Below are 20,327 nucleotides of genomic sequence, written 5' to 3'. Positions count from 1 at the left end.
TACGTCCATCAGGACCTCACTGGCGTGGAACACTGCACTCGGCGGGGTTCCCTTTGCAGTCGCCAGGCGCCGCCATCAGGCGAACCGAGCCGTCCGACTGGGGAGCGGCCGTGACGGTCATCGTCCCATCCTGGTAGACGGGCTCGCCACCGCGCATCGCGGTATCCGTCCACGCGCCTTCCGTGGGGGTGATCCAGCGGCTGGCGTCGGTACCCACTGGTAGACTGAAGATGTCCGAACCGGCGGACGCCACCGCGCCGCGGACCGCGCCACCGAGGTCGTTGACCTGTACATAGCGGATGCCCGCCCGTTCGAACCGATACACGTGGTAGCGCACACTCGTGCTGACATCCGTCGCATTCGGCCAGGACTGCCCCAACCCCGTGGACGGCGCCGTCACGCTCTCCGCCAATCCAACGCTCGACGCCCCGATCAGGCCCAGCAACACCACCGCCTTTCCAATAACACGCATGGCCATTCTTCCTTTTGGTGTGGAGTGCGTAGCGTAATGCCAACGCACGAAAGGAATAATAGACCGCGCCGGAGCCAGTCACTAAGGCGATGAAAAGCGGCAGTACGTCAGTAGGCGGTGTGCGACCAGCGCTTCGTTTCCGTGGTTAACCAGCCTGCCGAATTTGCGCGGCAGCATCGTGCAATAAGCTTAGCCAGCTCCCACCACCCACACCAAGCAGCCGCTTTCAGATGGCGAACGATCACCCGCTCGCACATCCCCAAAAGCCAAACACCGCCTCCTCAATTGGACTTGGTCAGCGCATTGAACTGCTGCTGCAGATAACTACTCGTACCCTGCAACTTGGTCATCATCGCGTCCAACGCGGTGTACTGCTTGGTAAGCCGATTGGCGTACTCCGTCATCTTGCCGTCCAGCGTGGTCTGTTGTGCTGCCAGGCTCTTCTTGGTCTGGTTCAGGTTATTGATACGCTGGGTGACGATGCCGTTGCTTCCCGTGAAGCCGGAAATCAGCTTGTCCAGCGACGGTCCGATGCCGTTGCTTCCGCTCAACAGATTCTGGACGCTCGCGGGGTGGTTGCTGAGCGCATTGGTGAGTTTCGTCGCGTTGAGCTTCAGCGTGCCGTCCACCTGGAAGGCGACGCCCAGGTCGCTGAGCGAGCTGATGGCGCCGTTGCCGGACACGCGTTGCCCGATCAGGTTCGCCACCTGCGACTTGATGGACGATACGGTGGCATCACCGAGCAAGGCACCCACTTGCTGATGCGTCGGGTCGTACTTCGTCAGCGTCTGATAGGTGCCGACAAACGAGTTATAGGCACTGACAAGACTGTTCATCGACGACGTGACGGTCGCCGGGTCGTTGCTTAGCTCGACAGTACTAGCGCCCTTCTTCGCCAGCGTAAGGGTGACGCCGCTGATGACATTGGTCGCCGTGTTGGATGAGCTGCTGGCCTCCGTGCCGTCGATCGTGAACAGTGCATCCTTGGCCTGGGTCGTCGCCTTGGCGCTATCGGTCGCGGGATTGAAGTTGAAAGCCGCCAGCTTTCCGTCGCCGCCGCTGGAGGTGACCTCGAAGGCATTGGCCGCGCCGCTGGCGCTCGACGACAGCACCAGGTGCGCACCGTCGGTGCCCGTCACGATGCTTGCGGTGACGCCCGGATTGTCCTTGGCGTTGTTGATCTTGTCCGCGACGTTCTGCAGCTTGTTGTTGGTCGCGTCGAGGCTGAACGACATCGACTTCTTTCCGACCGATATCGTGAGGTTGCCCGTGCCGACCGCCGTGGTGGCGCCGGCATAGGCGGGCGACGTCGTCTTCTGCGCGGCGGCCAGCTGGGTGACGACCACGTTGTAATGGCCTGGCTTGGCCGTCGCGTCCGCCGTGGCATTGAGGATCGTATTGTCACCGACCGCCACCTTCTGCGACTTGAAGGCGCTGCCGTCGGCAAAGCCCTTCATTGCGTTTTGCAAGGCCGTCAGGGCTGAGCTGAAGTTGCCGACCGCCGAGATCTTCGTGGTATGGGCGGCTGTCTTGGTATCGAGCGCTTTCTGGGATGCCGCCTTTTTATTGGCGACCAGACTGTTGACGATCGTCGCCACGTCGATGGAACTGGAACCCAATTTGATGCCGTTGTTACCGGTGGCCATGAGACTTCTCCGTTGAGGACGCCACCCTGCCCTGGGCGCCAAAGCTTTGACTGACGACCCTGTCCGGAACCGCCATTCGGCGGGCTGCAATTACCTTGCCAACTGACAAGGTTTATATCGCTTGCATGCGCGAACGGGATCGGGCCAACCGCTCAGCTACGAATGTTGATGATGGTCTGCGTGAGCTTGTCGCTCGTGGAGATGACCTGTGCGTTCGCCTGATAATTGCGCTGCGCCTTGATCATGTTCACGAGCTGCGCCGTCAAATCCGCGGTGTTCGACGATTCAAGCTGGCCCGACTGAACCACACCGACATTGCCGGAGTTAGCTACACCACGAATCGGCTGGCCGGACTCGGCCGAGGGCACCCAGTTAGTGTCGTTGAGCTGACGCAGTCCCTGGTTGTTGGAGAACGTGGCGATGGCCAGCTGACCCAGTGGAATGGTCGCGCCGTTCGAGTACACGGCGCTGACCGTACCGTCCTTCGCGACATCGATTTTTGAGAACTTGCCCGCCGGATTTCCGTCGTTGGTGACTGCCGTCGTCGCGAATGCGTCACCGAACTGGGTGACCTTGTTCATGTCCAGCGTCAGGTTGATCGGTGCCGCGCCAGGGTTCGGTGAGGCGGCACCAAAGTTGAGTTTGCCGCCCGCCGGTGCGGTGATGGCACCGCCCGCACTGAAGGTCATCTGCTGCGTGCCGCCGACCGCATTGCCGTCCATGGTCATGTGCACGTCCCACGTGTTCGGCGTGGTGGCGTTCTTCACGTAGTACACGTTCACCTGGTGCGTCGCACCGAGCGAGTCGTAGGCCTGGAACGTGGAGAAGTTGTTGTACGTGTTCGCCTTGGTGGGATCGAACGCACCACCGGTGGGCGCCTTGGCGTTGGCCGGCAGGTTGGCGGTCATGCCGATGTTGGCGCTGGGCTTGGCCGGTGCGGAGCCCGTGGTGATTTTCAGATCGGTAAGGCTGGAAATATCGAACCCGGTACCGCCGGCGATGGGCGGATATACCTGCACGTGCTGGCCGGTGGCATTGACGACGTTGCCGTTTGCATCCGGATGAAAATTGCCCGCGCGGCTGTACGAATAGCCAGCGCCATCGCGCAACGTGAAGAACCCGGCGCCGCTGATGCCGAAGTCGTACGAGTTGCCCGTCTGCGTGAGGTTACCCGCGCCGAATTGCTGGGCGATGTTCGTCAGGCGTACACCACCGCCAGCTGCCGTAGCCGAAAGGTTTTCACCGGCCACCGAATAGACCTGCGAGAACTCGGCACGCGAGCCCTTGAAACCCACGGTATTGACGTTGGCGATGTTGTTCGCGGTGACTTCCAAGTCGGAAGACGCCGCAGTGATACCACTGAGGGCGATGTGGAACGGCATAGAAGGCTCCCTACGAAGCTAAAGCAGTACGCATTGTGGATAAGCGAGATGTCCGCGGTAACGGACGACTCACTCATGATTTCTGCCCATGCCGGAAGCTCCGACCCATCACACCTGTCCACGAGCGAAGGTATCGATCTTTATCAGGCGTCAGAATCTCGACGCCATACAAAAAATACGAATTCCGTTCACTCGACGGAGGCGAACATACTCAAGGCCGAGATCAACATCAACTGACATAACTGCTTGTCGCCAAAAGAGAAGCTTTCTCCATCAAAAATCCATACAGGCTCCATTTCCGGTCAATCTTCATCACCAAATCGTCGTCAATGAGGAAAACAGAATGCGCCAAATATCTGCCTGCACACTTGTCGCGCTACTGGCGCTGTTCTCGTTAACTCAGGCCCAAGCTGCCGCCGCCCCGGATTGCCGGGCGAAAATACTTCGCCCCGTCACCGACGATATGAAGATTTCCTGGAAGAAAGGTCAGACGGTGCCCGTGGACATTTCGCGGACGACGCCCGAGGGAGAGTCTTTCTGCTCCCACGGCGGCAGCTGCCTACCGCGCATCGTCAAGGGCCAGGAGGCCGTTCGCCTCATCAACTGTCGCCCCGGCCCCTCTATCGGCGATGGGGATCACCGGTTGGTTGCCTCTCCCGAGGCACATCACTGATAAGACGCGCAGGCCCCTGGTGCTAGCTTCATCCGTTGTCCGGCACCTTTCGCATGGCCAGAGCCGCAAGGTGCATCCAAACCCGGATTCGTGACGTAGAAACCAGGGAGACACTATCGCCCTTTCCCTGGGAAGCTTTGTCCCGATGTCATGCCGGCCCAGCGACGCCTTCCGCGCCTCTTGCGCACTCGTGCTTGCCTTGTGCGGGAGTGCGCCCCTTGCCGCACAGGAGACCTCATCCCACTACACCGGGGTCGCCTATGCCATCGGCACCGAGTCGGTCCGGTATCGGGAGGAGCACTGGGTGGTGGACGGCCCCGGGCATCGGGAGCGGCTTGTGCTCTACCGGTGCCCCGACGGACGCGCGTTCGGACGAAAGGAAGTCCAGTATGGGACGCCGCCATGGATGCCCCAGTTCACGTTCGAGGACGCGCGAACAGGCTACCGGGAGTCGGTGAAGGCGGACCATGGCCGCCTGACCGTCACCGTGCGGAAGGGCAGCGCGAAGCGTCCCGACTCGGCCACCCTCGAGGTACGTCCCGATACCGTTGTCGATGCCGGTTTCGACGAGTTCGTGCGCGCGCACTGGGCCGAACTCAATCGTCCCGAAGGCACCAGCGCGTACTTCGTGGTGCCGAGTCGGCTGGGCGATCTGCGCCTGAACATCAAACCCACCCCCTCGTCCGATCCGCAATTCCGGCAGTTTCGCATGGCGTTGAGCGGCTGGTTGGGCGCGCTGGCGCCCACGATCACCCTCACCTACACCGCTACCGACCACCGGCTGGTGCAGTTCGCCGGCCTGAGCAACATCAAGGACAACGACGGCGAAAATCAAAAGGTTCGCATCGTATTTCCGCCAAAAGACGATCTTCCTCCGGCGTCCGAGGCGGACGTGGCGCAGGCTCGTAGCACGCCATTGGTGACGAAGTGTTCTCCGTGATGCATCCGATGGGACAAATTCCACGTAAGCCTATTCAAGACCGGCCGAGGAATTCCCGATGCTCCCCAGTGCGCCCGCTTCCTCCGCCGCGTCGTCAAGGCGCCGCCTGGGCAGCCTTCGGCTATGGTTCGATGGCCAGGCGGCTCCGCCTTCGCTCGACGACCAGCGGATCGACTGGGTGCGCGCCGTCCCGTTCATCGCCATGCATCTGGCTTGCGTTGCCGTCATCTGGGTGGGCGTCTCCCCGGTAGCGATCGTTACGGCCGGCCTGCTCTACGCCGTCCGAATGTTCGCCCTGACGGGCTTCTACCACCGCTATTTCTCGCACCGCACCTTCCGGACCTCGCGCGTCGTCCAGTTCATCTTCGCCGTGATCGGGGCTGCCTGTGTCCAGCGTGGCCCGCTGTGGTGGGCCGCGCACCATCGCCACCACCATATCCATGCGGACATGCCCCAAGACCCTCACTCGCCAAGCGTCCACGGGTTCCTGTGGAGCCACGCCGGATGGTTCCTGACCCCTACGGCCTTCGCCACCCACCTGGATCGCCTGCCGGACCTTCGCAACTATCGCGAACTTCGCTGGCTGGACCGCTACGACCTGATGGTGCCCGTGGCGCTGGCCGTGGCGTTGTACGCACTTGGCGTGGCCTTGCAGGCGTATCTGCCCTCGTGGGGTACCACGGGGCCGCAGATGCTTGTTTGGGGCTTTTTCATCTCGACCATCGTGCTTTTCCACGCCACAGTGACCATCAACTCCCTCGCCCACCAGTTCGGCTCGCAGCGCTTCAAGACGCGCGACAACAGCCGCAATAACCTCTGGCTCGCGCTGCTGACCTTTGGCGAGGGATGGCACAACAACCATCACTTCTACCCCGGCTCCGCACGCCAGGGTTTCCGCTGGTGGGAAGTCGACCTGACCTGGTACGGCCTCAAGCTGATGCAGGCCATGGGACTGGTGTGGGACGTAAAGCCCGTGCCGGCGTGGGTGCACGCAAAAGCGAGGCGCTGACATGCGTATCGCCATCATCGGTTCGGGCATTTCGGGACTTGCCTGTGCATGGCGCCTCGGGCAGGCACATGATGTCGTGCTGTTTGAGGCCAACGACTATCTAGGTGGGCATACCCATACCCACGATATCGACATGGATGGGGTTCACTACCGGATCGACACGGGATTCATCGTCCACAATCCCGCGCACTATCCCCTGCTCCACCAGCTCTTCGACGAGCTCGGCGTAGCGTCGCAACCGACGACCATGAGTTTCTCTGTGCGGAACGCCGCCTCCGGCCTGGAATACAACGCCGCCACGCTCGACACCTTGTTCTGCCAGCGGCGCAATCTGTTTTCCCCGAGATTCATCGGCATGGTGAGGGACCTGCTGCGCTTCTACAAGGAAGCGCCTGCGGTATTGGACGATGCGGGCCCAGGCCCAAGCCTCGGGGATTACCTGGCCAACCATCGCTACGGCAACGCGTTTCGCGACGAGCACCTGGTGCCCATGGCCTCGGCACTATGGTCCTCGCCCGCGGAGACAATACTGAAATTCCCGGTGCAGTACCTGGTGCGCTTCATGGCCAACCACCAGATGCTCCAGGTCGACGAGCGCCCGGAATGGCAGGTCGTCAAGGGTGGCTCTCGTACCTATATCGAGGCGATGCGAAAGCGCTGGCGTGTCAGCGAGCGCCTGTCCTGCCCGGTAAATGCCGTCGTCCGCGACGACCACGGCGTGCGATTGCGCTCGGCCGACGGCGAGGAAACCTTCGATCAGGTGGTTTTCGCCTATCATAGCGACCAGGCGCTGGGAATCCTGGGCGATGCGAGTGACGCGGAGCGGGACATCCTCGGGGCGATCCCGTATCAGGTCAATGACACCGTGCTTCATACCGACGCGAGCGTATTGCCCCGCCATCGAAAGGCATGGGCAGCATGGAATGCCCACGTCCCCGCATCGCCCGGCCAGCAGTGCACGGTCAGCTACTGCATGAACCTGCTCCAGGGCATCACCTCTCCCCGGCCCTTCATCGTCAGCCTGAACCAGACGGCAAGCATCGATCAGCGACACATCCTTCGCCGCATGACCTACGCACACCCGATCTATACCGAAGCCACGGTGCGTGCCCAGCAGCGCAAGGCGCAGATCCAGGGTGTTCGGCGCACGTGGTTCGCCGGGGCGTACTGGGGCTGGGGTTTCCACGAAGATGGCATGCGCAGCGCCATGGAGGTAGTAGCCGGCCTGCAACGCTGCGCCGAAACCGCTGGAGCTTTCGGGAGCGCGCTGGCATGAAACCGCTCAACAGCGCCATCTATGAAGGCAGTGTCACGCATCGCCGCCACCTGCCCCATCCCCATGCCTTCACTTACCGCATGGCGCAGGTGTATCTGGATCTGGATGAACTGGACGAGGTCTTCCGCGGGCGATGGTTCTGGTCGGTGAATCGCCGCAATCTCGCCGAGTGGCGACGGAGCGACTATCTCGGTTCGCCGGACAAACCCTTGACCGATGCCGTGCGCGAACGCGTCCAGGCGCATACCGGGCATCGTCCGGCGGGCCCCATCCGGATGCTGGCCCACCTGCGATATACGGGGTTCGTATTCAACCCCGTCACCTTCTACTACTGCTACGCGGAAGACGGCACCACCCTCGACACCATCGTGGCGGAAATCACCAACACGCCATGGAACGAGCGTCACGCCTACGTGCTGCCCGTGGCGCGAGCGGCCCATAGCGGGCGTGCCATGGCCTGGGGATTCGACAAGGATTTCCACGTCTCGCCGTTCATGGCCATGGAACGCCACTACGACTGGCGCTTTACGACACCGGCCGACGACCTCCGCGTGCATATGAACGTGCACCGGGAGGACGCCTGCGAATTCGACGCCACGCTGGCCCTGGTGCGCCGTCCACTGACAGGTGCGTCCCTGGCCCGTGTGCTGTGGCGCTACCCCCTGATGACGATGCAGATCGTGGGTGCCATTCATTGGCAGGCGCTGCGCCTGTGGCTCAAGAAAACCCCCGTGCACGACCATCCGGGCAAGCGCCCCGCGGTCGATGCCCATCACGGGCGCGTGCCCGGAGACACGCCATGAACGAACTCATCAAGAACGCTCCCCTGGGTGCGCGTGCGTCCGGCATATCGGCCATGGATCGCTTTCTTCGTCGGCAACTGCTCGCCACGCTTGCCGCGATCGATCATGGCAGCCTGGTGGTCCGGGATGCGCTGGGAACGGAGGTATTGGGGAAAGCCCCCTCGCCCATCCATATTGACATCGCGGACCTGCGCTTCTACCGACTCCTGGCAACCCACGGGAGCGTGGGAGCCGCCGAAGCGTTCATCGAAGGCTATTGGCGATGCGATGACCTCGTCGGACTTATCCGCCTGCTGGTCCGCAACCGCGACCTGCTCGACGGCATGGAAACCAGCCTGGCCCGCTGGGGCGGCATGGCGATGCGCGCATGGCATGCGCTGCGGGAAAACACCCGGGATGGCAGCCGCCGGAACATCGCCGCGCACTACGATCTCGGCAACGACTTTTTCAGCCTGTTCCTTTCGGACGACCTGATGTACTCGTCCGCCCTCTGGACGGAAGAGACCGACACGCTGGGCATGGCCTCCGTCCGGAAACTGGACGTCATCTGCCAGAAGCTGGGGCTACGCCCCGGGATGCGTGTGGTGGAAATCGGTACGGGCTGGGGTGGCTTTGCCGTGCATGCCGCATCGCGCTACGGCTGCCACGTCACCACCACGACCATCTCGGCCGAACAGTTTCAGCTTGCCAGCGAGCGCGTGGCGAATGCCGGGCTGCAGGACCGTGTGACGCTGCTTCAACAGGATTATCGCGACCTTCAAGGCTCCTTCGACCGGCTCGTCTCCATCGAGATGATCGAGGCTATCGGCGCCAGCTACATGGAGACCTACTTCGCCAAGGTGGGCGACTTGCTCACACCCGAGGGGCAGGCGCTCATCCAGGCCATCACCATCGAAGACCATCGCTACGAGCAAGCCCTGCGTTCCGTCGATTTCATCAAGCGCTATGTCTTCCCGAGCAGCTTCATTCCGTCGGTCAACGCGATGCTGGCTGCCAAGACCCAGGCCAGCGACCTTGCCCTGGTGCATCTGGAAGACTTCGGCCTGTCGTACGCACGCACGTTGAATGCATGGCGACAACGCTTTCTCGCGCGCCTGGACGATGTCCGCCACCAGGGCTTCGACGATCGCTTCATTCGACTTTGGGAGTTCTACCTCGCCTACTGCGAGGGCGGATTCCTCGAATGCTCCATCGGGGTCTCGCATCTACTCCTGGCGAAGCCGCAAGCACGTCCTATGGCGGGCCGATGGACCGCGTGATGGAAACGCCGTCGCCCGCCATGAAGTGGGTCAACCTGGTTGGCTATCAGGTGCTGTGGTTTGCCCTAGTCATTGGCGCAGCTCGTGGCGCACCGGAGTGGCCGCTCCTGGCGGGTGCGCTGTTCGTGATCGTGCAGGTCGCATTCTCCGGCCATATCGCGGGTGAATGCCGCTTGCTCGGCATGGCGGTGTTGTTCGCCCTGGTGGTCGACGGTGTGCCCGCCATACTGGGCTGGTGGCGCTACGCCTCGCCCTCGCCGTCATTGCCTCCAGGAGGCGCTCCGGCTTGGATCCTGATGCTGTGGCTATGTTTCGCCACGACCCTTCGCCGGTCCTTGTCATTCATCCGTTTCCGCCCGGTCTGGGCGGCCGTGCTGGGTGCCATCGGCGCACCCCTGGCTTACCTCGGTGCCGCCCACGGCTGGATGGCAGTCATGCTGCCGCAGCCTCCTCACCTCGCGGTTGCGTGGCTTGCGGTGACCTGGGGCATTGCGCTGCCCGTGCTTGCCCACATGGCGGGACTGGCGAGCATGCAACCGATGGCGAGGCCTTCATGACTCCGCTCCAGACCATGCTCCTGCTTGCCGCGGTGATGGTCGTGCTCATGACCGCCGGATGGCTGTGGCAGCGCAAACACCGGAACGCAGGCATCGTCGACGTGCTCTGGGCCAGCGGCTTGGGAATCGCGGCGCTGCTGATGGCGGGAAGCGGAAGCGGTGCCACGCTGCCGCGACTCCTGACGGGCGGCATGGGCTGCCTGTGGGCCGCTCGTCTTGCCGTGCACCTTTGGCATCGCGTGAGGAGCGAAGGCGAGGATGGCCGGTATCGTTACCTGCGCGAGCACTGGCAGGGGAACCAGGGAAAATTCTTCGCGTTCTTCCAGGGCCAGGCCCTCATCGTGCTGCTGTTCGCGCTGCCTTTCATGGCAGCGGCGGCAAACCCATCCTCTTTTTCGATCGGGATGCCGCTTGCGTTTCTCATCTGGCTGACCAGTGTCATCGGCGAATCCATGGCCGACCGCCAGCTCGCTCGACATCGAGCCGACGCCACCCAGCGCGGCAAGACATTCCGTGGCGGGCTCTGGCGTTACTCGCGCCATCCGAACTACTTCTTCGAATGGCTGCATTGGTTTGCCTATGTCGTCCTCGCCATCGGTTCACCCCTGTGGTGGCTCGCGTGGTCGGGGCCGATCGTCATGTACGCCTTTTTGCGCTGGGTCAGCGGCATTCCGTTCACCGAAGCCCAGGCGCTGCGTTCGCGTGGCGAAGACTACCGCGACTACCAGCGAACCACCCCCATGCTGATTCCGTGGTTCCCTCCCCCTCATCTGCCGCTGGAGACGCCCATGAACACGACCGTCGCTGACCTGCAGGCCTTGGCCGCCGATCGCGCCGCACCGGGACTGCTCGGCATGGCCGAGCGAGGCCTGGTTCCCGATGCACTGATTCGACGGGGCATCCGCCGCCTGTGCGAACAGCGCCTCGACGCCTGCAAACAAGGTGGCGCCGAAGCCGAACTGGCGCGTCACCAGGCGCTGATCCAATCACTGACCAGGGCACCCCTGGCCGTGCATACCGAAGAAGCGAACACGCAGCATTACGAAGTGCCCACGGCGTTCTTTCAGCAATGCCTGGGGTCCCGTTTGAAGTACTCGTCGTGCTATTTCGCGACCGGTACCGAAACCCTGGACCAGGCCGAACAGGCCATGCTCGAACGCTATGCCGAGCGAGCACAACTGGCGGATGGGTAGGACATCCTGGAACTGGGATGTGGCTGGGGTTCGCTGACCTTGTGGATGGCCGAGCAGTATCCCCATTCGCGTATCACCGCCGTGTCGAACTCCCATTCGCAACGCGCCCATATCGAATCCGAGGCCTTGCGTCGTGGCCTTTCCAACATCCAGGTACTGACGTGTGACATCAATGCGCTGGCGTTGCCACAGGCGCAGTTCGATCGGTGCGTGAGTGTCGAGATGTTCGAGCACGTGCGCAACCACGAGGTCTTGATGGGGCGTATCGCGACGTGGTTGCGCCCTGAAGGCGTCCTGTTCGTCCATATCTTCGTTCATCGTCAATCGGCCTATCTGTTCGAGACGGACGGCGATGACAACTGGATGGGACGGCACTTCTTTACCGGCGGCATGATGCCCGCCGCCGACACCCTGCTCTGGTTCCAACGGGATCTGCGCATCGACCAGCAGTGGCTGGTCGATGGCACGCACTATGAGCGCACCGCCAACGCCTGGCTCGCCAACCAGGATCGCCACCACGACGAGGTGATGACGATTCTGTCCCAAGCCTATGGCTCGACGGCGCTGGGCCGCCTGTGGTTTCACCGCTGGCGCATGTTCTGGATGTCCTGTGCCGAACTCTTCGGGTATGCCCACGGCCAGGAATGGATGGTGGCGCACTACCGGTTTGTCCAGCAATCCTGAAGCGGAGGGCCTCACGTCATGACCTCTCTCGTGTCACGCCTGGGAAGGATGGCCTTCGCCATCCTTCCGCTGGCCGCCTGTTCAGCCACTGCCCCCACGGTGCCACGGGCATCGCATGTCGACATGGCCCGCTACATGGGCGACTGGTACGTCATCGCGTCCATCCCGAGCCGTTTCGAAAAGGGGGCCACCAATGCCATCGAGTCCTATCGGATGGCGCCCGACGGCACCGTCGAGACGACCTTCCGCTACCGGAAGGACAACGCCAGTGGCGCCCTCAAGACCATGCACGCCACGGGCTTCGCGCATCCCGAGACCCGCAATGCCGTCTGGGGCATGCAGTTCATCTGGCCCATCAAGGCCCAGTACGTCATCGCCTGGATCGACCCTGAGTATCGATTCGTCATCGTCGCTCGCGACAAGCGCGACTACGTATGGGTGATGGCGAGGACGCCAACGGTGTCCGATGCCGACTACAAGGCCCTGGCCGCGCGCGTTGTGGAGATGGGCTACGACAGCCAGGCCTTGAAGCGCGTGCCCCAGCAGTGGCCCGAGCCCAAGGCCGAATGATCGGCGGCCGACGGCATTCGTGCATCCAAAACCACGCCGCATCCGTATAGCTGGTAACGCCTTTTGGAGGCTCACGTTACGACTGCGTCGATGCCGGTATGATGCGCCCCGATCAGACTCATCCCCACATCATCCCCCTCGAGGCGGTTCGGCGCATGCCCTACCCTGCGTCCCAGGACACCGATAACCCGGTCTATTGGTCCGCCCAGATGACGGCGGTCGCCGCGCGCCAGGACATCGATGCCTTCATGCGCATCTTTGCGCACTACGGGCCTCGCGTGCAGCGCTACCTGGTGGGCATGGGCGTACTGCCGTCCCAGGCGGAGGAACTGGTCCAGGAAGCCATGTTGCGCGTCTGGCGCCGTGCGGGGCAGTTCGACCCGGCGCGGGCGAACGTATCGACATGGCTGTTCCGGATTGCCCGCAACCTGTACATCGACAGCATCCGGGGAGAATCGCACTGGCTGGTCATCCAGGAAGGCCTGGAACAGCTGGATGAACTACCGCCCGAGGACGGGGCGACCAGCGCCGAGTCGTTCGCCGATGGCGTCGGGCTGGATCGTGCCATCGACGACTTGCCTCCCCAGCAAGCCCGAATGATCCGGATGTCTTACTACGAAGCCAAGAGCCACAGCGAGATCGCCAAGGAATTGGGCCAGCCGCTGGGTTCAGTGAAGTCCAGCCTGCGACGCGCCTTCGCGAAGCTGCAGGCGGCGCTGAGAACCGCACCATGAAGCCCCACCATCACCCCGACATATCCACCCTGATGGCCTATTCGGCGGGCGCGCTGTCGAGCGCCTTCTCGGCCGTCGTCTCCGCGCACCTCAGCGTATGCCACGTCTGCCGCCAGCGCTTGCGCGACACCGATGCCATCGGCGGCCAACTGCTCAACCAGCAGGAAGGGCTGGCGCTTTCCGACGATGCGTCCGAGCGCTTGCTCGCCCGCCTGCAGCACGAAGACAAGCCGACCGCCCCCGAGGAGGCAGCCGTCCAGCAGCGGCACGATCCGGATCTGCTGCCAGCGCCGCTATGGCCCTACTTCGGACGCTCGTATCGTGAGTTGCCGTGGAAGTGGATCGGCCCGGGTATCCATCACATCCGCGCGCAAAACGTGACGGACGACCATCTGATGCTGCTGCGAGTCGCACCGGGTCGCAGCCTGCCCATGCATACCCATGGCGGCAGCGAAATGACGATGATCCTGCGTGGCGCCTACGACGATACGCTGGGCCACTTTGCTTCCGGGGATGTGGCCGACCTGGACCTCGACACGGAGCACCAGCCCGTCACCGCACCGGGCGTCCCGTGCATTTGCGTGGCGGCAACGGATGCCCCTCTGCTGTTCTCCGGATGGATGGCGCGGATGCTGCAGCCCTTCGTGAGGCTGTAAGGACGCTGTAGGAGCGCGCTTGCGCGCGATCGCGCGCAAGCGCGCTCCTACACGAGTCGGGCGAAGCACAAAAAGAACCGGCCCCATCAAGGGGCCGGTCCAGGCATGCACGCCTGAGGCTTAGAACAGCGAAGCGCCCACCGTCACCATGAACGCCCGCGGCTGCAACAGGCCGTACGTCGGCGAGCTGGTATACAACGAGCCCTGCGGCGTGGCCAGGAACTGCGCCGAGCTGACGTACGAGAACGCCTTGTGGTCGGTCAGGTTGCTCACGTTGACCTTGATGTACGGGCTCTTCAACCAGCTCCAGCTATCAAACTTGTAGCCGGCGTCCAGGTTGAAGGAGGTGAAGCCTCCTACCCGTTCGGTATTCATGTAGTCGCCGTACAGCGAGCTGGTCACGCGTGCGGACAAGGTCGCCCACAGGTGGCTACCGTCGTCATAGGCAAGGCTCAAGTTGCCGATGTTGCGGGCCGTATCGGGCATGGTCTTGCCGTCGGTCGGATAGATGCCATCGCCGCTGCCGCCGTTGATATCGCCTTCGATCTTGGCCCGGGTGTAGGTATAGGAGGCGTAGGTCGTCCAGTCCTTGGCCAGCTTGTAGCTGATCTCACCATTGAAGCCATCCATCTTCATGCGATGCACGGACGTATAGAAGGTATAGCCCGTGGTCTCGTCGAAGGCGCTCTGCTGTTTATTGTTGTAGTTGCTGTGGTAGACGTCGGCGCTGACCGAAAGCGCATCGCCGTAGAAGCGGTAACCCAGGTCGGTATTCCAGGCGGTTTCCGGCGCATTGGCCTGCTGCTGGTTGTCCAGGGTGTTGAGCAGCGCAACCGTGTTCGTCGGCGCGCGGAAGGTCTTGCCGCTGCCGATGAAGAACTGGTTGCGGTCGTCCATCTGGAACTTGATGCCGGCCGTGGGCAGCAGCTTGTTCCAGCTCTTGTCCAGGTCGGTGTAGTTCTGCAACTTGGTCACGGGGCCGGAGGTCGCGCCCGGATACTCCCAGACAAAGCCGCTACGGTTCTCCCACAGGTAGCTCAGACCCGCCGTGAAGGTCCACTTGTCGTTGGGCGACCAGTTGTCGGTGATGAAGCCCTTCTTGATCTCGGTCGTGGTGTACTCGTCGTACGACTTCTCCGGCAGCCCATTCGGGTAGTAGATGAAGCTGGAGTTGGCCCAGATATCGGCCGGCGTGCCCTGGCTATTGACGGCACCGTAGACATTTTCCTGGCTCTTGCGCGAACGCTCATACCAGAAGCCATACTCAAGACTGTTGTCCAGGCCGAAGTCCTGGTTGAACTTGGCGATCACACCGGGGCGGAAGGTGGTCGCCGCCGAATAGGAGTAAACCACGCCACTGGTGCCGTTGGTTACGGCGCCATCGCCGTTGACATCCTGGTTGGCGTAGCCGAAGCGGCTCTGCGGCGAGGTGCTTTCGTTCACCGTCGCGCCAGCACCGCCACCGCCGTCGCCGTACCAGAAGTACGGAATGACGGACAGGCGCAGGCTGTCGGACAGCTTGAACTCACCGTCCAGGCTGGCGATATAGCTGGTGAACGGATTGGTGCGCAGGCCGTAGTAGAAGGTGTTGTTGCTGATCGCGGCCGCCGACGAACCCGGCATCCAGGTCGGTAGGTAGTCGTAGTTATAGCCGTTCTTCGCCACCTGGGCCTTGGTCAGCGAACGATAGTTGATGTTGTTTTCACGGTTGTACTGCAGCGAGGCGCTGATCGAGTTGTTGTCGTCGATAGTCCAGATCGACTTGCCCTCGACCTTGGTCACATTCATGTCGCCAGGGCCGCGCCACTTGTCTGCGCTGTTGTTGGAGTACGAAAGCCACGACCGCACCGGCCCGGTATCGCCGGTGTTCAAGCGGATGAAGGTACGACGGTAATCGTTGTTGCCGACGGACTGGGTGAAGTCCAACCCGGCCTGGTGGGACGGATCGATGGTGGCCCAGCCGATGTGGCCGCCGCTGGCGCCCGAGTCGGGCATGTCCACATCCGGAATGCTTTGCAGCACGGTGATGTCGCCCATGTTCTCGGTATCGCCGTATTCCGTGGCGTACACCGAATAGCTGCCCGTGTCGGTGATGGGCGCGCCGTTGACGGTCATGCCGATATCGGAGGAATCGAAGCCGCGGATACTGTAGTGGCCGTTGGCCAGGCCCGTCACGTCGTCCGTTGCGGCGTTCACGCCGGGCATCGTGCCGATCATCTGGGTGAAGTTTGCACCGGGTGCCGCTTTCACGATCGCATCGCGGGTGATGGTCGACACGGCCTTCGGCGCCGTCTGCACCGACATCAGGCCATTGGCCAACGAGAGATTGTCGGCCTGCACGGTCACCGCGTTCAACTGCTGGACACGCTTGGTGTCGTTCGAGGTGGTGGTGTTCGATGTGTTCGATGCGTTCGAGCGCTGCGCACCCGCATCCTTGCCGGTGGTCGATTGATTCGCCTGATCGGAAGCATCCTGCGCGAGTGCAGAACCCGCAGCCATGCAGAAGACAACGGCAATCGCCATGGAAAGGTGGTTTCGTTTCATTTTCATCGGTTCCAGCGGAAAAAGCGGGGCCACGCCGTCTGCACACGGCAGTCGGCGATCGTTTTTTTATCCATGATGTCGCGCCAGGAAGTTCTCGCGAAAAAACGGTGTCATTGGCGCAACTAATTGATCAATGACGCATTAGATTGCACTTAACGCAAATTTAAACATTTCCTCCGGGCGTAAAAAAAGCCCGATCGGCGAGGATCGAGCGATTTCACGATAAACAAGGTTTTTTCGTTAGATAAATCGATTGATGCCGAGCATCATAACAACATGGCCGACAGTGTCGCTCCGGCGCGTTACAGAAATCTTTCCGTTGGCAGTCATGTCATCAGCACCGCATGGATGAAGTGCTTAGCTCTCTATCCACGCCTTCGCGCATCGTCGACAGGCGGTCAACCGAAAAACTCAGGCTGCGTTAATCCGCACAGGCCTAACGTGGCCCCCAAGTCGCCGTGAGGGCGACACTCCCATTGCCTTGGCACTGAGTTCCCCTGCTCGCAAGCCCTGGCCTCGACGGAACCCCAGCCCGCAGCCTCCCCGTTGCGGGCTTTTTTATGCGCGATTGCGGCAATCCTCTCCTGTAGGAGTGCGCTTGCGCGCGATGGGGCTCGCGGCAACCTGGCATCGCGCGCAAGCGCGCTCCTACAACGCAACCCCATGGCGTTCAGCATCGAGCAGGCCGCCTAGCTTCGGCCTTCACTTATGGGGCGCTATGAAAGCGACGTCGTTGTCCTCATCCCTACCCTTCCCCACAAGGAAGCGTCGCCCATGAAGGTCGTTCTACCTGTGGCTGTCGCATCGATCGTGTTGTCGTTGACTGCTTGCCGTTCGAGCGAGATCCACCTTTACGACGCGGAAGGGTATGGCCCAAACACGGCCGAGATATCGATCAAGGATCACGCAGGTATGGTGTATTGGCGATGGGGAACGCAGACCTTCGCCATGAAGGTCACCCTGATCAAGGACGACCTCGTCCACGCGACCATTCCTGGTGGAACACTCGAGCTGAAGATGGCCGACGGAACGCGCCTGTCGTTCGAAGGTACGCAAGGACGCCTGGTATGTGTGGGATGCGGCCAGTTGCGCCTGCCGCGCAACTGGCTCGCGAAGGGAAGCGACTGAGCGGGCTTCAGCCCGTCGATTCATCCGAGGCATGGTCTCGGGGTTTTACGGCGTACGTGGCAAGGAAAGTCGGCAGGTAGCGGTCGATGACGAAGCGAGGTTGGGGTTGCTCGTCTTCCAGAAAGCCCTTGAGCACGAACCCCGCCGCCAACTGGCCTCCGATCTGTTCGCTCAGGCTATGCCCGAACACAAGGGCATCGCCCTTCGCCTGCTTATCCGCCAGCTCGGTTTCCGTGAGATCCCGCATATCCGAGTAGGGAATCCTGAAACGCGGACGGATAAGCCCTTGCGCCGCCCATTCCGGACTACGATCGGCCACGAAGACCACGGGATTGAAAAAGCTGCTGAGCAGGCGTCCTCCTGCGCGAAGCACCCGAAAGCACTCGCTCCATACGGGTCGAATATCCGGTACGTACAGGTTCGATATCGGATGCACGATGATGTCGAAGCTGTCATCGACGAACATGGACAGGTCGCGCATGTCGCCCTGCACGGTTGTAAGGTCCAGCCGATCGCGCTGGGCCACCATGTCGTCCTGTTCCAGCTGCTTGGCGGATGCATCGAATACCGTCACATCTGCGCCAGCTGCCGCCAGTACCGGCGCCTGCTGACCACCTGCCGAGGCAAGACAGAGAATGCGCTTGCCCCGGATATCGGGAAGCCAGTCGGCAGGTAGTGCGCCGGGCGTGAGATGCAGCGTCCAGTCGCCACGGCGCGCGGCCGCGATGACATCCGGGGCGACGGGGCGTGACCATTCGCACTGGCTGGATGCCTGCCTGTCCCAGGCGGCGCGATTGTGTTCGAAAACGGTGGATGGGGTGATAGATGCGGTCATGGGAGTTTCCATCATGCGTGAGGGAAACTGTCTGGAGACGTGCGAGCGCCATGGCATGCCGTGGTCAGCTGCTTAGGCGGCAGCCGCCGTATCGGCACGAACACGATGATTCGAATGAAGTAATGCGGCTCGCGCTTCAGACAGCGACAGAGAGGATGCGAATGCATCGACGCATTACTTGATCATGTCGGCGGAATCCCGTGAATGACGAAAGGCTCGCGAACCGCAAGTGGTTCGGTGAGCGAATTAGACTATTGCGTCATGCTTCCGTCAAGCGAAGCACCGAGATGCCAGGGTCACGGATGGAGGAATCGTGGACTCTTCATGGAGGGCACATGGATCGAAGAAATTCCCTAGACTTTCCGCACGGGCACCCTTTCCCTCCCCCGGAGAGCACCATGCGAGTCCCTGCATTCTTCATCGCATCCCTGTCGTTTCTCGGCCCCATGGCCGTGACATCTCATGCCATGGCGAAGGACACCATCGTCCATGTCGCCATCTACAAAGGTCCGGCGGCATGCGAGGACTGTTCGGATGTCGTCAGGCGAGCCATCGAAAAACTGGGCCCGAAGTACAAGGTCGATTTCGTCGGTGCTCGCGAGGACATCGACATCACCGATGAAAGCCTGGCGAACTACGACATCTATGTACAACCCGGCGGCGGCCAGGACATCCCGAAGGCGCTACGGGATATTGGCAACGCACGGGTAAAAGCCATCCGGAACTTCGTGCACGGTGGCGGCCATTACCTCGGCCTGTGCATGGGCGCCTACCTGGCCGATGCGGGAAACATGCAACTCGTCGATCAGGATCTGGACGGCGAAATCAGGCGCCCCGGCTTCCCGGTCCGAACGAGCGAGGACACGGCGGTCACCGTGCAGTGGAATGGACGGGAAGAAAGCATCTTCTTCCAGGATGGTCCTTACATGCACCCCGCCCCCGGCGACCGGAAGTTCCACGCCATCGCCACCTACGAAAACGGCGACATCGCCGCGGCACGTTATGCCTATGGCAGCGGTCTGGTTGTCCTAGTGGGTCCCCATCCGGAAGCCGACGCGTCATGGTTCGACGATGCGAACATCCCCCGAGACAGGATGCCGGAGGGCAATCTGGTCAAGGATCTCCTGCGGGAATTCGAGCCCTCCACCAACGTAGCCCGAACGCGTCAGAAGTAATGACTCGGGCTTACCCCGAACTGGCGCTTGAACATCGCGGAAAACGCACTGGGGCTCTCGTAGCCGAGGTCCATCGCAACGTCGATGACGGGCACCCCGACGGCGAGACGCTCCAGCGCGAAGAGCAGGCGGCAGCGCTGCCGCCACTGCGTGAAGGTCATGCCCAGGTCACGCAGGAAGATCCGCTGGAGGGTCTTCACATGGACACCCGTCCGCTTCGCCCAGTCGGCAATCGTCGAGTGGTCGTAGGGATGGCGAACCAGATGTGCGCAGATGGGTCCGATCCGCGCATCGCTCGACTGCGGCAGGTGAAGCGGCAGCGTCGGCAATGATGTCAGCTCGTCGAGGATGAGGCGCATCACGCGACCGTCGCGGGAATCTTCCGCATAGGGCTGAACGATAAGCTCGGCAGCGTCGATGAGGTCACGCAGCAAGGGCCCCACCTGGACGGCGAATACGGCATCGGGAAGGTGCGACGCCGCCTCCGGGCTTACATAGAGATTCCGTTCTTCCACAGCGTCCACGCAGCGGACCGAATGCGGTGTCCCGGCGGGCATCCAGAGGGCCCGGGTGCTGGGCACGATCCAGCGGCCTTGCGGCGAAGTGACGACCAGGAGGCCGGAACGGGCATAGATGAGCTGGTGCCTGGCGTGGCGATGCTCGGCGATCACCGTTCCGGCCGCATAGGCGCGACGGAGCACGTCGACGGCGCCGGGCATGGGGCAGGCTTCGTCACGTCGACGCCGGTGCATGGTGGACCAGATCGTGTCGCTTTCTCGATAGGCCATGTC

At 62.2% G+C, this 20,327-nt stretch carries 17 protein-coding genes and 2 pseudogenes; 13 read left to right on the top strand and 6 right to left on the bottom strand.

Features of this window, described 5'->3' with window-relative positions:
- Positions 1-16: 16 nt before the first annotated feature.
- The 3 genes from GAK28_RS02755 to flgE all read right to left on the bottom strand — a co-directional run bounded on the left by GAK28_RS02755 (position 17) and on the right by flgE (position 3,500).
- Positions 17-472, bottom strand: a complete 456-nt coding sequence (locus GAK28_RS02755; RefSeq protein WP_291774778.1) for a hypothetical protein — start codon at positions 470-472, stop codon at positions 17-19.
- A 281-nt stretch (positions 473-753) separates the two neighbouring features.
- Positions 754-2,118, bottom strand: coding sequence for a flagellar filament capping protein FliD (gene fliD / locus GAK28_RS02750; protein ID WP_291774775.1), 1,365 nt, complete (start codon positions 2,116-2,118; stop codon positions 754-756).
- Positions 2,119-2,270: 152 nt separating this feature from the next.
- Positions 2,271-3,500, bottom strand: coding sequence for a flagellar hook protein FlgE (gene flgE / locus GAK28_RS02745; RefSeq protein WP_291774772.1), 1,230 nt, complete (start codon positions 3,498-3,500; stop codon positions 2,271-2,273).
- Positions 3,501-4,579: 1,079 nt separating this feature from the next.
- On the opposite strand from flgE, the gene GAK28_RS02740 reads away from it, so the two are divergent.
- The 11 genes and pseudogenes from GAK28_RS02740 to GAK28_RS02690 all read left to right on the top strand — a co-directional run bounded on the left by GAK28_RS02740 (position 4,580) and on the right by GAK28_RS02690 (position 13,854).
- Complete coding sequence (locus GAK28_RS02740) at positions 4,580-5,113, top strand: hypothetical protein (protein WP_291774769.1); 534 nt, start codon at positions 4,580-4,582, stop codon at positions 5,111-5,113.
- Between the two features lie 58 nt (positions 5,114-5,171).
- Positions 5,172-6,122 carry an acyl-CoA desaturase gene (locus GAK28_RS02735; RefSeq protein WP_291774766.1) on the top strand — a complete coding sequence of 317 codons (951 nt, stop codon included), beginning with the start codon at positions 5,172-5,174 and terminating at the stop codon, positions 6,120-6,122.
- 1 nt (position 6,123) lies between these two features.
- Positions 6,124-7,398 (top strand): FAD-dependent oxidoreductase, encoded by a 1,275-nt coding sequence (locus GAK28_RS02730; protein WP_291774763.1) that lies wholly within the window; start codon positions 6,124-6,126, stop codon positions 7,396-7,398.
- Positions 7,395-8,201, top strand: a complete 807-nt coding sequence (locus tag GAK28_RS02725) for a DUF1365 domain-containing protein (protein ID WP_291774760.1) — start codon at positions 7,395-7,397, stop codon at positions 8,199-8,201. Before GAK28_RS02730 ends, GAK28_RS02725 begins: the two co-directional genes overlap by 4 nt.
- Positions 8,198-9,460 carry a cyclopropane-fatty-acyl-phospholipid synthase family protein gene (locus tag GAK28_RS02720; RefSeq protein WP_291774758.1) on the top strand — a complete coding sequence of 421 codons (1,263 nt, stop codon included), beginning with the start codon at positions 8,198-8,200 and terminating at the stop codon, positions 9,458-9,460. Before GAK28_RS02725 ends, GAK28_RS02720 begins: the two co-directional genes overlap by 4 nt.
- On the top strand, positions 9,460-10,017 hold the full coding sequence (locus GAK28_RS02715; protein ID WP_291774756.1) for a DUF2878 domain-containing protein: 558 nt from the start codon (positions 9,460-9,462) through the stop codon (positions 10,015-10,017). The genes GAK28_RS02720 and GAK28_RS02715 overlap by 1 nt, the downstream gene beginning before the upstream one ends.
- Positions 10,014-10,784: pseudogene (locus GAK28_RS02710) on the top strand (DUF1295 domain-containing protein); the annotation flags it as partial. The gene GAK28_RS02715 and the pseudogene GAK28_RS02710, both read left to right, overlap by 4 nt.
- An 87-nt stretch (positions 10,785-10,871) precedes the next feature.
- A pseudogene (locus tag GAK28_RS02705) lies at positions 10,872-11,894 on the top strand (class I SAM-dependent methyltransferase).
- Between the two features lie 18 nt (positions 11,895-11,912).
- A complete protein-coding gene (locus GAK28_RS02700; protein ID WP_291774753.1) occupies positions 11,913-12,464 on the top strand; it encodes a lipocalin family protein in 552 nt (183 codons plus the stop codon).
- Positions 12,465-12,619: 155 nt separating this feature from the next.
- The gene (locus GAK28_RS02695; RefSeq protein ID WP_291774750.1) at positions 12,620-13,198 is read left to right on the top strand and encodes a sigma-70 family RNA polymerase sigma factor; all 579 of its coding nucleotides are present in this window, start codon (positions 12,620-12,622) and stop codon (positions 13,196-13,198) included.
- Positions 13,195-13,854 carry a ChrR family anti-sigma-E factor gene (locus GAK28_RS02690; RefSeq protein ID WP_291774747.1) on the top strand — a complete coding sequence of 220 codons (660 nt, stop codon included), beginning with the start codon at positions 13,195-13,197 and terminating at the stop codon, positions 13,852-13,854. The genes GAK28_RS02695 and GAK28_RS02690 overlap by 4 nt, the downstream gene beginning before the upstream one ends.
- Before the next feature lie 120 nt (positions 13,855-13,974).
- On the opposite strand, the gene GAK28_RS02685 is transcribed toward GAK28_RS02690, so the two are convergent.
- Positions 13,975-16,377, bottom strand: a complete 2,403-nt coding sequence (locus GAK28_RS02685; protein ID WP_291774746.1) for a TonB-dependent receptor — start codon at positions 16,375-16,377, stop codon at positions 13,975-13,977.
- A 795-nt stretch (positions 16,378-17,172) separates the two neighbouring features.
- Between GAK28_RS02685 and GAK28_RS02680 the strand changes: the two genes are divergently transcribed.
- Complete coding sequence (locus tag GAK28_RS02680) at positions 17,173-17,526, top strand: hypothetical protein (protein ID WP_291774743.1); 354 nt, start codon at positions 17,173-17,175, stop codon at positions 17,524-17,526.
- Positions 17,527-17,533: 7 nt separating this feature from the next.
- Here GAK28_RS02680 and GAK28_RS02675 read toward each other — a convergent pair whose 3' ends face one another.
- Complete coding sequence (locus tag GAK28_RS02675) at positions 17,534-18,361, bottom strand: class I SAM-dependent methyltransferase (protein WP_291774740.1); 828 nt, start codon at positions 18,359-18,361, stop codon at positions 17,534-17,536.
- Positions 18,362-18,759: 398 nt separating this feature from the next.
- Between GAK28_RS02675 and GAK28_RS02670 the strand changes: the two genes are divergently transcribed.
- Positions 18,760-19,536: a BPL-N domain-containing protein gene (locus GAK28_RS02670; RefSeq protein WP_291774737.1), complete on the top strand. Its 777-nt coding sequence runs from the start codon at positions 18,760-18,762 to the stop codon at positions 19,534-19,536.
- Here GAK28_RS02670 and GAK28_RS02665 read toward each other — a convergent pair.
- The gene (locus GAK28_RS02665; protein ID WP_291774734.1) at positions 19,527-20,324 is read right to left on the bottom strand and encodes a helix-turn-helix transcriptional regulator; all 798 of its coding nucleotides are present in this window, start codon (positions 20,322-20,324) and stop codon (positions 19,527-19,529) included. The two genes, GAK28_RS02670 and GAK28_RS02665, sit on opposite strands and share 10 nt — an antisense overlap.
- Positions 20,325-20,327: the final 3 nt, after the last annotated feature.

Source organism: Luteibacter sp. (assembly GCF_009912395.1).
Taxonomy (GTDB): Bacteria; Pseudomonadota; Gammaproteobacteria; order Xanthomonadales; family Rhodanobacteraceae; genus Luteibacter.
The sequence above is the reverse complement of the archived record's forward strand: the minus strand, read 5'-3'. Positions and strand labels throughout refer to the sequence as shown.